Annotated in this window: 11 protein-coding genes; 10 read left to right on the top strand and 1 reads right to left on the bottom strand. The window is 43.4% G+C overall.

Going from position 1 to position 12,533, the window contains the following annotated elements:
* Positions 1 to 75 precede the first annotated feature (75 nt).
* The 3 genes from ykvU (at position 76) to pfeT (ending at position 4,109) form a co-directional block, all read left to right on the top strand.
* Positions 76 to 1,413 (top strand): sporulation protein YkvU, encoded by a 1,338-nt coding sequence (gene ykvU / locus BFW96_RS05490; protein WP_014663764.1) that lies wholly within the window; start codon positions 76 to 78, stop codon positions 1,411 to 1,413.
* A 50-nt stretch (positions 1,414 to 1,463) separates the two neighbouring features.
* The gene (gene stoA, locus BFW96_RS05485) at positions 1,464 to 1,961 is read left to right on the top strand and encodes a sporulation thiol-disulfide oxidoreductase StoA (protein ID WP_014663765.1); all 498 of its coding nucleotides are present in this window, start codon (positions 1,464 to 1,466) and stop codon (positions 1,959 to 1,961) included.
* 234 nt (positions 1,962 to 2,195) lie between these two features.
* Positions 2,196 to 4,109: a metal-transporting ATPase PfeT gene (gene pfeT / locus BFW96_RS05480; RefSeq protein WP_069838863.1), complete on the top strand. Its 1,914-nt coding sequence runs from the start codon at positions 2,196 to 2,198 to the stop codon at positions 4,107 to 4,109.
* Positions 4,110 to 4,146: 37 nt separating this feature from the next.
* Here pfeT and BFW96_RS05475 read toward each other — a convergent pair whose 3' ends face one another.
* Complete coding sequence (locus BFW96_RS05475; protein WP_014663767.1) at positions 4,147 to 4,350, bottom strand: hypothetical protein; 204 nt, start codon at positions 4,348 to 4,350, stop codon at positions 4,147 to 4,149.
* Positions 4,351 to 4,514: 164 nt separating this feature from the next.
* On the opposite strand from BFW96_RS05475, the gene papB reads away from it, so the two are divergent.
* From papB to splA, 7 genes are all read left to right on the top strand, one after another.
* Positions 4,515 to 5,609: a di/tri-peptidase gene (gene papB, locus BFW96_RS05470; RefSeq protein WP_040083293.1), complete on the top strand. Its 1,095-nt coding sequence runs from the start codon at positions 4,515 to 4,517 to the stop codon at positions 5,607 to 5,609.
* 280 nt (positions 5,610 to 5,889) lie between these two features.
* On the top strand, positions 5,890 to 6,855 hold the full coding sequence (locus BFW96_RS05460; RefSeq protein WP_069838862.1) for a LacI family DNA-binding transcriptional regulator: 966 nt from the start codon (positions 5,890 to 5,892) through the stop codon (positions 6,853 to 6,855).
* A gap of 62 nt (positions 6,856 to 6,917) precedes the next feature.
* A complete protein-coding gene (glcT, locus tag BFW96_RS05455; protein ID WP_069838861.1) occupies positions 6,918 to 7,784 on the top strand; it encodes a glucose PTS transporter transcription antiterminator GlcT in 867 nt (288 codons plus the stop codon).
* A 228-nt stretch (positions 7,785 to 8,012) separates the two neighbouring features.
* Positions 8,013 to 10,112, top strand: a complete 2,100-nt coding sequence (gene ptsG / locus BFW96_RS05450; protein WP_069838860.1) for a PTS glucose transporter subunit IIABC — start codon at positions 8,013 to 8,015, stop codon at positions 10,110 to 10,112.
* A gap of 97 nt (positions 10,113 to 10,209) precedes the next feature.
* The gene (locus BFW96_RS05445; RefSeq protein WP_003154654.1) at positions 10,210 to 10,476 is read left to right on the top strand and encodes a phosphocarrier protein HPr; all 267 of its coding nucleotides are present in this window, start codon (positions 10,210 to 10,212) and stop codon (positions 10,474 to 10,476) included.
* A complete protein-coding gene (gene ptsP, locus BFW96_RS05440) occupies positions 10,476 to 12,188 on the top strand; it encodes a phosphoenolpyruvate--protein phosphotransferase (protein WP_014663773.1) in 1,713 nt (570 codons plus the stop codon). Before BFW96_RS05445 ends, ptsP begins: the two co-directional genes overlap by 1 nt.
* 90 nt (positions 12,189 to 12,278) lie before the next feature.
* Complete coding sequence (gene splA, locus BFW96_RS05435; protein ID WP_003218644.1) at positions 12,279 to 12,518, top strand: splAB operon transcriptional regulator SplA; 240 nt, start codon at positions 12,279 to 12,281, stop codon at positions 12,516 to 12,518.
* Positions 12,519 to 12,533: the final 15 nt, after the last annotated feature.

The following is a 12,533-nucleotide window of genomic DNA, read 5'->3' as shown; positions in this document are numbered from 1 at the left end:
TAAAGAGTAAAAATAAAATAATTTTTTGACTTGTCTCATATGATGTTGGTAGTACAAGAGACAAGGAGAGACATCATGAATCGATTTGTGAAAGGGATCATTCTTCTATCCATTGCCGCCTTTTTCGCTGAATGCCTTGAATTTGTCGTAAATATGATTTTGGCACGGGAGCTTGGCGAGCATGGGATGGGGCTTTACATGAGTATTTTGCCCACGATCTTTTTAATTATTGTCATCGCGAGCCTGGAACTGCCGATATCCATTTCTAAATTCATTGCCGAGTCAAATCCTAAGCTTCATGAAAGCATGCTAAGGCACGCTTTTAGAATGACAGCCATTTTCACCGCTTTTTCTACTGCCGCCGCTAGTATTGCGCTTCCGTTTATTCCGGTATTTGATACATACCACCCGTTTATTAAAGGGATTGTCATCGGCTTAATTCCTGTAGTCGCCTTTACTTCGATCGCCAGAGGCTACTTTATGGGTGTGCAGAAAATGGGGAAAATCGCAATTGCCAATGTGCTGAAAAAAATCATTCAGCTCTTGTGCTTATTCATCTTCTTTCAATGGTACTCATTTGAATTGGACATGGCTGTGCTGATTTCCTTGTTTGTTTTAGTCGTGAGTGATGTGGTCGTGCTTGTTTATTTATATTCACAATTTATTATGGCAAGGCGTGCGGTATCCGGCCAGCAGCACATTCATTTGCGCGGAAAGGATGTAAGAAAAAGGCTGCTTGCCGTTTCAATTCCTACTACAGGATTGCGCATTTTTCATGCCGTTGTCAACGCAATTGAACCCTTTTTAGTGAAAGGAGCGCTTTTGGCTGCGGGCGTTGCCGGGACAGCGGCGATCGATCAATACGGAATGCTGGCTGGAGTGGCTGTGACGATAGGTTCGTTCCCTGCATTTATTGCCCATTCGTTAATGGTTGTCATGATACCAAGTATTTCGGAAGCTTATGCACTTTCACAGTATGACATCGTGTTAAAAAGGCTGAAGCAGTCGATTTTCATTACATTAGGTTACGGTATACCGGCTGTCTGGATCATGTTCCAGTTTGCGGGACCTCTCACACATTTGTTTTTTCACTCTCCTGAAGCGCAGTATTACTTGCAGCTGTTGTGGCCTTACTTTCTCTTTCATCTGTTTGTCATGCCGCTGCAGGCATGCTTAATCGGAATGGGCTTTGTGAAAGAGGCTTTTTATCACAATGTGTGGAGCCATATCGTTGCGCTGAGTATGATGTATGTACTGGGGTCAATGGAGAATCTGCAAATGCTCGGGATTATCCTCGGGATGAACACTGGCATGATTCTTTTGACGAGCCTGCACTATGCCACGATCTGCAAAGCACTGCAAGTATCTGTATTGCTTACGGGAGGGAACAGGGCGCCGCGAATTGAAGGATGATAAAGGAACAGCAGGGGCAAGCTAATTGAAAAGCATGAAAGGAAGATTCCATGTTGACGAAGCGCTTGCTTACTATATACATTGTGTTATTAGGGTTGATTGCATGGTTTCCAGGTTCGGCACAAGCCGAGGGAAAACAGCCTGCTGTTCCCGCTGTTTTTCTTATGAAAACGATAGAAGGGGAGGACATCTCGATTCCGAATAAAGGGCAAAAAACAATTCTCCATTTTTGGACATCATGGTGTCCGCCCTGCAAAAAGGAGCTTCCACAGTTTCAGTCGTTTTATGATGCCCATCCATCCGATAGCGTAAAGCTGGTCACGGTGAATTTAGTGAATTCGGAACAAAATCAGCAAGCCGTTGAAGACTTTATTAAAGCAAATAAGCTGACGTTTCCGATTGTCCTTGACTCAAAAGGGGAATTGATGAAGGAGTATCATATCATCACGATCCCAACATCATTTTTGCTGAATGAAAAGGGAGAAATTGAAAAAACAAAAATTGGCCCGATGACGGCGGAACAACTGAAGGAATGGACGGAAGAATAGCTGAGAGCATAGACTCTCAGCTTTTTTCATTAAGGGAAGAATTGAGAATGCTAATGATAATTATTATCAAAAAGAAATTAAAATAATTATAATTGAAATTCTATTCTTACGTGCTATAATAAAGGAAGACATCAAGAAATAACTGACGATAAAGCTGCCTTTTGGGCGGCGATTTTGTTTTTTATAAGAGAAATGAAGATGATTTACGTTCTCAATTAGAGAGGAGAATTCGATATGAATGAACAAGTTATCGTTCAACGCGATCCGCACGAGCCATTGAAAACAGACAAGAGAGAAAAAAACTGGGCGCAGCACGCAGAGCTTATTGCAGCACTTGTATCAGGCGCCCTTATCTTGGCTGGCTGGCTCTTATCCGGCCATCAAGTATTATCTGTAACACTTTTCTTGCTGGCTTTTGTGATCGGCGGATTCGCTAAAGCAAAGGAAGGAATCGAAGAAACGCTCGAATCCAAAACGCTGAATGTAGAACTTTTAATGATTTTCGCTGCTATTGGCTCCGCCTTGATTGGATACTGGGCAGAGGGTGCTATTTTAATATTTATTTTTTCCTTAAGCGGAGCTTTAGAAACATACACAATGAATAAAAGCAGCAGAGATTTAACGTCTTTAATGCAGCTTGAACCTGAAGAAGCAACATTGCTGATCGATGATGAAACCAAAAGGGTTCCAGTTTCAGACTTGCAGGCCGGTGATATGATTGTGATCAAACCTGGAGAACGAGTAGCAGCAGACGGTATCATTGAATCGGGCTCGACAAGCCTTGACGAGTCGGCATTAACAGGTGAATCAATGCCTGTAGAAAAAAACACAGGCGACGCTGTATTCACAGGGACGGTGAATCGCAATGGATCCTTGACTGTTCGTGTCACGAAAGCAAATGAAGATTCGTTATTCAGAAAAATTATCAAACTGGTTGAATCAGCGCAAAACAGTGTATCACCCGCACAGGCTTTCATCGAACGATTTGAAAATGCTTATGTGAAAGGTGTGTTAATTGCGGTGGGGCTCCTGTTATTCATCCCGCACTTTGCGTTGGGCTGGAGCTGGAGTGAAACCTTCTACCGCGCAATGGTGTTTATGGTTGTCGCGTCACCTTGTGCGCTTGTCGCCTCTATTATGCCGGCGGCGTTGTCCCTGATTTCAAATGGCGCCCGCAACGGTATGCTTGTGAAAGGAAGCGTCTTTCTTGAACAGCTGGGCTCTGTGCAAATGATCGCCTTTGATAAAACCGGTACTGTAACAAAAGGCCAGCCGGCAGTTGAGACGATCAGAATAGCAGAAGGGTTCAATGAAGCGGAAGTTCTTGAGGCTGTCTATGCCATCGAAACGCAATCAAGCCATCCGCTTGCCCAAGCCATAACGGCGTACGCTGAAAGTCGCGGCGTGAATCAGTCCGGCTACATATCTATAGAAGAAACATCAGGGTTTGGCGTTATGGCAGAAGTGTCGGGCGCGAAATGGAAGGTCGGTAAAGCAGGTTTTATCGGCGAGGAAATGGCAGCACAATTTATGAAACAGACAGCATCAGATATCATTCAAAGCGGCCATACGATTGTATTTGTGAAAAAGGATGATCAAATAGCGGGCTGTATTGCACTGAAGGACCAAATTAGGCCTGAAGCAAAAGAGGTCATGGAGGAACTGAACCGACTTGGGATTAAAACGGCCATGCTGACAGGAGATCACGTGGACACGGCTCAAGCGATTGCCAAGGAAGCCGGCATGACAACTGTTGCGGCAGAATGCCTGCCTGACCAAAAAGTGAATGAAATCAAACGATTAAAAGAAGAATTTGGAACGATAGCAATGGTTGGTGACGGAATCAATGATGCGCCGGCGCTCAAAGCGGCGGATGTCGGCATTGCGATGGGCGGCGGAACAGATGTAGCACTTGAGACCGCTGATATGGTCCTCATGAAAAACGACTTGAAAAAGCTCGTAAACATGTGCCGCTTGTCACGGAAAATGAACAGGATCATTAAACAAAATATCGTGTTTTCTCTAGCTGTAATCTGCCTGCTGATTTGTGCAAACTTTTTGCAGGTGATGGAATTGCCATTTGGCGTGATTGGTCATGAGGGAAGTACGATTTTGGTCATACTAAACGGATTAAGACTCCTAAAATAAAACCAGCAGACCCATCAGGCTGCTGGTTTTTTATGTATCAAGCTTTCCCTTCATTTTTGTCTTTGGCAGATCTTTTCGTAACCAGGATGAGAGCGAGAATGCAGCAAAGAAAACCCGCTGCACAGCCTATAATTGAGCTGTAATAATAAAAGCCCACCATCTTCATTCCGATAAAAGGAGCGGAAATTCCCAAAATCGTTAAGAGCATAACTGCTTTTCGCCTGAAAAAATTCATCAGCAAACGGAACAACCCCCTGCGATTGAACGTTACTGTCAGTATACAGGAAGCGAAGCAGGAAATAAAATGCATCGGAAAATGAAGGCTTTGTGAAAGGCAAACATCTGCAAAACCTGATACAATGAAGGGTAGAACAATGCATTGCAAATGGCGGGGAGGAACAAGAAGTGAATAGAATACAACGCGTCTCTTCATGGCTGAAGGAAGCGGGGCATACTGCCGCATTTATTCATACGAAAGAAAATGTTTTTTACTTAACCGATTTTTACACAGAGCCGCATGAAAGATTAATGGGGTTATTTATTTTTCAAGAAGAGGAGCCTTTCTTTATTTGTCCAGGAATGGAAGCAGGGCAGGCCCGCAACGCAGGCTGGAATTATGAAATCATTGGCTATGCGGATCACGAAAATCCGTGGGAGCTGATAGAGAAAGCCTTGAAAAAGCGAAATATCAGCATACATACGCTTGCGGTAGAAAAGGATTCCATCTCGCTATCACGCGCTGAACAGCTGAAGCATTCGACGGGCGGGGCTCAATTTGTTTCAGCAGAAGAAACACTCAACCAATTTCGCCTGATTAAAGACGACAATGAAGTTCGTTTGCTGAAAGAGGCGGCAAAGCTTGCGGATTACGGTGTTGAAGTCGGTACAGCCGCTTTGCGTGAAGGCATTAGTGAAGTGGAAGTGCTCGCTCAAATTGAGTATGAGCTGAAGAAAAAAGGAATTCAGGGCATGTCTTTTTCGACAATGGTTTTATTCGGAGAAAAATCAGGCCAGCCTCACGGAAATCCTGGTACAGCCACGTTAAAGAAAGGTGATTTTGTTTTATTTGATCTTGGTGTTATTCTTGACGGCTATTGCTCTGATATTACAAGAACATTTGCATACAAAACCATCAATCCGAAGCAGGAGGCGATTTACGAGACTGTGCTTCAAGCGGAAAAAGCCGCGATTGAGGCAAGCAAACCCGGTGTCAGAATCGGAGATCTGGATTTGACAGCCCGCGGAATCATTGAAAAAGCGGGATACGGCGACTATTTTCCTCATCGGCTTGGACACGGACTCGGAATTTCTGTCCATGAGTACCCATCAATGAGCCAGGCTAACGATACGCTTCTGCAGGAAGGCATGGTCTACACGATCGAACCGGGAATTTATGTGCCTGAAATCGGCGGCGTGCGCATTGAGGATGACGTTCATGTAACTAAGGACGGGGCAGTTGCTCTGACACAATATCCGAAGGAATTAATCATACTGCCGTAACAGGAAGTAAAAAAGGACTTTGTTCGAGACATCGTCCTTTTTTATCTGCATTAAATAAAAAAATCATCAAAAGTTCGAAATGGTTTAATTTCATGTTTTTGGTTGAGAGGTTTTACAGCAAGACAGCTGCCGCCGAGAACAGTGAGACATAATCCAATTAAAATGAAAAAACCCATGTGATCTTCTCCTTTCAGCAAAAAACATAAAATATGTCTGGTACGTACCTATCATATTGTATGAAACGCATTCCAGATCAAGGGATTTAGAAAGAAGGGAATCTATGGCTAATATTAAAGACATTGCAGAAAAAGCCGGTGTCTCCGTTACAACGGTTTCCCGGGTGATAAACAATCATCCGTACGTTAGTGAAGACAAAAGAAAAAGAGTGCTTGAAGCGATGGAGGCATTGGAGTACACGAGAAATATTCACGCTGTCCATTTGTCGAAAGGATTTTCAAACATGATTGGTGTTGTCTTGCCGACGGTTAGCCTGCCATATTTTGCAGAGCTGATTGCAGGAATAGCTGACGCAGCCGTGGAATCCGGGATTCACCTCTCTTTATTTCAAACAAACTATGAGGTCCAAAAAGAAATCTTTGCGCTGTCTCAATTAAAACAGCGACAGGTTGACGGCCTGATTTTTTGTTCAAAGGCACTTGCTGATGAGAAACTCATGGAATGGGAGGGCCCGATATTGCTATGCCAGAATTCAGATATTGGCCGTTTCCCAACCATCAGCATTCCACACCAAGAAGCATTCCGGAACGGCTTGGACTATTTAATTGCCAAAGGGCACAAAAAAATAGCGATCTGTTTGGCAAGAAAAAAAGGCATGAACAGCCATTTTCGAATCAAAGCCTATAAAGAAGCATTGGAAGAGATCGGGGAGGCATTTCGTGAAGACTGGGTAGTTGAGAAAGCGATTACAATCAATGATGGGAAAGCGCTTTTTCATAAATGGAAAACGTGGAAGGAAAAGCCGACGGCTATTTTTGTTGCCAATGACCAAGTTTCAGCAGGGCTTTTTCTTGAAGCAAAGAATCAGCAGGTATCAGTACCGGATGAGCTTGCGATCTTAAGTGTTGATAACCACGAAATCAGCCAAGCCCTTGGAATCACAACGATCGATATTCAAACAAAGGAAATGGGAAAGCAGGCATTTGCCATGCTGGAAAAAAGAATTCAAGGGAAGCCGATTGAAAGGAAGGTTTTGGATTACCAACTCATCGAAAGATCGACTGTTTAGTGAAAGCATCGAAAAAAGGTTTGACGTGCATTCCGTTCGTTATGTACGATATGAGGTATTGAATGACAAAGGAGCTGAGGATCGTGAATGGGTCCTTCACAGTGAAAAAGGTACTGAATAATAATGTATTAATTGCTTCTCATCATAAATACAGCGAAGTCGTTTTAATCGGAAAAGGTATTGGTTTCGGAAAAAAACAAGATGATTTCATTGAAGATAAAGGCTACGATAAAATGTTCATTTTAAAAGACGAGAAGGAACAAAAGCAGTTTAAAAAGCTCCTTGACTATGTTGATGAAAAGCTCGTTGATATTTCGAACGATGTCATCTATCACATCAGCAATAGGACTAATCACTCATTAAATGAACATATTCATATTGCGCTGACAGACCATATCGCATTTTCGATCAAAAGGCAGCAGCAGGGATTTGATATGAAGAATCCATTTTTAATGGAGACTCAGTCACTATACCCTGAGGAGTACCAAATAGCTAAAGAAGTCATAGAGATGATCAATGAAAAAGCGGGAATCTGCCTTCCTGAAGGGGAGATTGGTTTTATCGCTTTGCATATCCATTCAGCGCTGACAAACCGCCCGTTGTCTGAGGTCAATCAGCACTCGCAGCTCATGGCGCAGCTTGTCGAAGTGATTGAAGACTCATTTCAAATGAAAGTAAATAAGGAAAGTGTCAACTATTTGCGGCTGATCAGGCATATCAGATTTACAATAGAAAGAATTAAAAAAGAAGAACCGACTAAAGAACCAGAAAAATTAATGTTCTTATTGAAAAATGAATATCCGCTATGCTACAATACAGCTTGGAAATTGATTAAAATCTTGCAGCAAACATTGAAGAAACCAGTTCATGAGGCGGAAGCGGTTTACCTAACGCTTCATCTGTACCGATTAACCAATAAAATTTCATAAATTCAGTTTAACCTTATAACGTGTTACTGATCCGATCAGGCATGAGTGATTGAGGGGAAAAAACGGGAAGTTATTCTCGTTCTTTTGCGCACCCAATTTTGCTCATGCCCTTTTTGTTGTGTAAAAGGGCAAATGTAAACGGTTAAACTGGAAGACTTACGCCTGTGAATTCGTTGTCATGATTTTTAGCTGTAAGGTCAGACTAGTAAAAAGAGGAGGTCAATTCTTATGTTTAAAGCATTATTCGGCGTTCTTCAAAAAATTGGGCGTGCGCTTATGCTTCCAGTTGCGATCCTTCCGGCTGCGGGTATTTTGCTTGCGATTGGGAATGCGATGCAAAATAAGGACATGATTCAAGTCCTGCATTTCTTAAGCAATGACAATGTTCAGCTCGTAGCGAGTGTTATGGAAAGCGCTGGGCAAATTGTTTTCGATAACCTTCCGCTTCTATTCGCAGTCGGTGTAGCCATCGGGCTTGCCAACGGTGATGGAGTTGCAGGGATCGCGGCGATTATCGGTTATCTGGTAATGAACGTATCCATGAGTGCGGTTCTTCTTGCAAACGGAACCATTCCTTCCGATTCAATTGAAAGAGCCAAGTTCTTCACGGAAAACCATCCTGCATATGTAAACATGCTTGGTATACCTACCTTGGCGACAGGTGTGTTCGGCGGTATTATCGTCGGTGTGTTAGCTGCACTATTGTTTAACAAATTTTACACAATTGAACTTCCGCAATACCTTGGTTTCTTTGCGGGTAAACGTTTCGTTCCAATTGTTACGTCAATTTCTGCACTGATTCTGGGTCTTATTATGTTAGTGATCTGGCCTCCGATCCAGCATGGATTGAATGCCTTTTCAACAGGATTAGTGGAAGCGAATCCAACCCTTGCTGCATTTATCTTCGGGGTGATTGAGCGTTCGCTTATTCCATTCGGATTGCACCACATTTTCTATTCACCGTTCTGGTACGAATTCTTCAGCTATAAGAGTGCAGCAGGAGAAATCATCCGCGGGGATCAGCGTATCTTTATGGCGCAGATTAAAGACGGCGTACAGTTAACAGCAGGTACGTTCATGACAGGTAAATATCCGTTTATGATGTTCGGTCTGCCTGCTGCGGCGCTTGCCATTTATCATGAAGCAAAGCCGCAAAACAAAAAACTCGTTGCAGGTATTATGGGTTCAGCAGCCTTGACATCCTTCTTAACAGGGATTACAGAGCCATTGGAATTTTCATTCTTATTCGTTGCACCAGTCCTGTTTGCGATTCACTGTGTGTTTGCGGGGCTTTCATTCATGGTCATGCAGCTGTTGAATGTTAAGATTGGTATGACATTCTCCGGCGGTTTAATTGACTACTTCCTATTCGGTATTTTGCCGAACCGGACGGCATGGTGGCTTGTCATCCCTGTCGGCTTAGGGTTAGCGGTCATTTACTACTTTGGATTCCGATTTGCCATCCGCAAATTCAATCTGAAAACACCTGGACGCGAGGATGCTGCGGAAGAAACAGCAGCAACTGGGAAAACAGGTGAAGCAGGAGATCTTCCTTATGAGATCCTGCAGGCAATGGGTGACCAGGGAAACATCAAACACCTTGATGCTTGTATCACTCGTCTCCGTGTGACTGTAAACGATCAGAAAAAGGTTGATAAAGACCGTCTGAAACAGCTTGGCGCTTCTGGAGTGCTGGAAGTCGGCAACAATATTCAGGCTATTTTCGGACCGCGTTCTGACGGGTTAAAAACACAAATGCAAGACATTATTGCGGGACGCAAGCCTAGACCTGAACCGAAAACATCTGCTCAAGAGGAAGTAGGCCAGCAGGTTGAGGAAGTGATTGCAGAACCGCTGCAAAATGAAATCGGCGAGGAAGTTTTCGTTTCTCCGATTGCCGGGGAAATTCACCCGATTACAGATGTTCCTGACCAAGTCTTCTCAGGAAAAATGATGGGTGACGGTTTTGCGATTCTCCCTTCTGAAGGAATTGTCGTATCACCGGTTCGAGGAAAAATTCTAAATGTGTTCCCGACAAAACATGCGATCGGCCTGCAATCCGACGGCGGAAGAGAAATTTTGATCCACTTTGGTATTGATACTGTCAGCCTGAAGGGCGAAGGATTTACGTCTTTCGTATCAGAAGGAGACCGCGTTGAGCCTGGACAAAAACTTCTTGAAGTTGATCTGGACGCAGTCAAACCGAATGTACCATCTCTTATGACACCGATTATATTTACAAACCTTGCTGACGGAGAAACAGTTAGCATTAAAGCAAGCGGTTCAGTCAACAGAGAACAAGAAGATATTGTGAAGATTGAAAAATAAGGGTGTTAGTACGCCGTGCTTGTCAGATGACAAGTACGGTTGTATGATATAATATTGTGAAGTAATATAGCTTTAAGTTAAAAGGAGAATGATAAAAATGGCACAAAAAACATTTAAAGTAACTGCAGATTCTGGAATCCACGCTCGTCCTGCGACAGTTCTTGTACAAACTGCTAGCAAATACGACGCTGACGTTAATTTAGAATATAACGGCAAAACAGTTAACCTTAAATCTATCATGGGTGTTATGTCTCTAGGTATCGCTAAAGGCGCTGAGATCACAATCTCTGCTAGTGGAGCTGACGAAAACGATGCTCTTAACGCTTTAGAAGAAACAATGAAAAGCGAAGGACTCGGCGAGTAATGCAAGAGTTAAAAGGGATTGGCGCTTCAGCCGGCATCGCGATTGCAAAAGCGTACCGGCTTGAAGAGCCAGATTTAACGGTTGAAAAGAAAAGCATCTCTGATTCTGAAGCGGAAGTAAGCCGTTTTGATGAAGCGATTGCACGTTCAAAAGAAGAGCTCGAAAAAATCAAAGAGCACGCTTTGAAGGAACTGGGTCAGGATAAAGCTGATATTTTTTCTGCTCACCTTTTAGTTCTCAGTGACCCTGAGCTTCTGAACCCTGTGAAAGAAAAAATCAGCACTGATTCAGTGAACGCTGAATTCGCTTTAAAAGAAACGTCTTCTATGTTCGTTACCATGTTTGAGTCTATGGACAACGAATATATGAAAGAGCGTGCGGCAGATATCCGCGATGTAACAAAACGCGTAACTGGCCACCTGCTTGGCGTCGAAATTCCAAACCCAAGCATGATCTCAGAAGAGGTTATTATTGTAGCTGAAGACTTAACACCGTCTGACACAGCTCAATTAAACCGTGAGTTCGTAAAAGGATTCACAACTGATATTGGCGGACGCACATCTCACTCCGCCATCATGGCGCGTTCTCTTGAGATTCCAGCAGTTGTTGGAACGAAAGCGGCTACAGGCACGATCCAAAACGGCGTGACTGTTATCGTTGACGGTATCAATGGTGATGTCATTATTGACCCATCTGCTGAAACTGTAAAAGAGTATGAAGAAAAACATAATGCTTATTTGGCTCAAAAGGCTGAGTGGGCGAAGCTTGTCAATGAACCGACTGTCTCAAAAGACGGACATCATGTAGAGCTCGCAGCGAACATCGGTACTCCTGATGATGTAAAAGGCGTTCTTGAAAACGGCGGCGAAGCAGTTGGCCTTTACCGTACAGAATTCCTTTACATGGGAAGAGATCAGCTGCCTACAGAAGATGAGCAGTTTGATGCTTACAAAACGGTTCTTGAGCGTATGGAAGGAAAATCAGTTGTCGTGCGGACACTTGATATCGGCGGAGACAAAGAGCTTCCTTACCTGCAGCTTCCTAAAGAAATGAACCCGTTCTTGGGATACAGAGCGATTCGCCTTTGCCTGGAAGAGCAAGAAATCTTCAGAACACAGCTTCGCGCGCTGCTTCGTGCAAGTACATACGGAAACTTGAAAATCATGTTCCCTATGATTGCGACAGTTAACGAATTCAAAGAAGCAAAAGCGATCCTTCTTGAAGAGAAAGAAAAGCTCGTAAAAGCGGGACAGGCTGTATCTGATGATATTGAAGTCGGTATGATGGTTGAAATTCCGTCAACTGCAGTCATCGCTGATCAGTTTGCTAAAGAGGTTGATTTCTTCAGTATCGGAACAAACGATTTGATCCAATACACAATGGCAGCTGACCGTATGAATGAACGTGTATCTTACCTGTATCAGCCATACAACCCGGCTATCCTTCGCCTGATTACACTTGTAATTGAAGCGGCACATAAAGAAGGAAAATGGGTTGGCATGTGCGGAGAAATGGCAGGAGACGAGATTGCGATTCCGATCCTTCTCGGCTTAGGCTTAGATGAGTTCTCAATGAGCGCAACGTCTATCCTTCCGGCAAGAACACAAATCAGCAAATTGTCTAAACAAGAAGCTGAGTCATTCAAAGAGAAAATCTTATCTATGAGCACGACAGAAGAAGTTGTCGCGTTCGTAAAAGAAACTTTCAAATAATGTACAAAAACCAGACGGCCTTCGGCCTGTCTGGTTTTTTTCATAAGTAAGGGTATAGAAGGACACAATAACATGGCTAGGAGGGATAGTATGTCAAACCAATTTAACGCAGGAGATACTGTTTACGTGATCTACAGAAATCCGCACGCCGCCAATGTTGCTCACATCAAGGAAGCCGAAATTGTGCACCACCCATACCATGAAGGCGAGCTATCTCTGTTTATTTATGAAACCTATCATCCGTTTGCAGAGGACGACGCTGTGTTTGCAAGCTATGAAGAAGCTAAATCACTTTACAAAGAATTATTTGATATTGATCCGTATGAGTAACAAGGAAATCATTAC

Source organism: Bacillus sp. F56 (assembly GCF_001748205.1).
GTDB lineage: Bacteria > Bacillota > Bacilli > Bacillales > Bacillaceae > Bacillus > Bacillus stercoris.
Note: the sequence above shows the minus strand (reverse complement) of the source record. Positions and strands in the feature narration are given on the sequence as shown.

What these genes read in the sequence shown, in the direction of transcription:
- BFW96_RS05445 (WP_003154654.1), top strand. Translation starts at nt 10,210, where the DNA reads ATGGCACAAAAAACATTTAAAGTAACTGCAGATTCTGGAATCCACGCT.
- ptsP (WP_014663773.1), top strand. Translation starts at nt 10,476, where the DNA reads ATGCAAGAGTTAAAAGGGATTGGCGCTTCAGCCGGCATCGCGATTGCA.
- splA (WP_003218644.1), top strand. Translation starts at nt 12,279, where the DNA reads ATGTCAAACCAATTTAACGCAGGAGATACTGTTTACGTGATCTACAGA.
- ykvU (WP_014663764.1), top strand. Translation starts at nt 76, where the DNA reads ATGAATCGATTTGTGAAAGGGATCATTCTTCTATCCATTGCCGCCTTT.
- stoA (WP_014663765.1), top strand. Translation starts at nt 1,464, where the DNA reads ATGTTGACGAAGCGCTTGCTTACTATATACATTGTGTTATTAGGGTTG.
- BFW96_RS05460 (WP_069838862.1), top strand. Translation starts at nt 5,890, where the DNA reads ATGGCTAATATTAAAGACATTGCAGAAAAAGCCGGTGTCTCCGTTACA.
- ptsG (WP_069838860.1), top strand. Translation starts at nt 8,013, where the DNA reads ATGTTTAAAGCATTATTCGGCGTTCTTCAAAAAATTGGGCGTGCGCTT.
- glcT (WP_069838861.1), top strand. Translation starts at nt 6,918, where the DNA reads ATGACAAAGGAGCTGAGGATCGTGAATGGGTCCTTCACAGTGAAAAAG.
- pfeT (WP_069838863.1), top strand. Translation starts at nt 2,196, where the DNA reads ATGAATGAACAAGTTATCGTTCAACGCGATCCGCACGAGCCATTGAAA.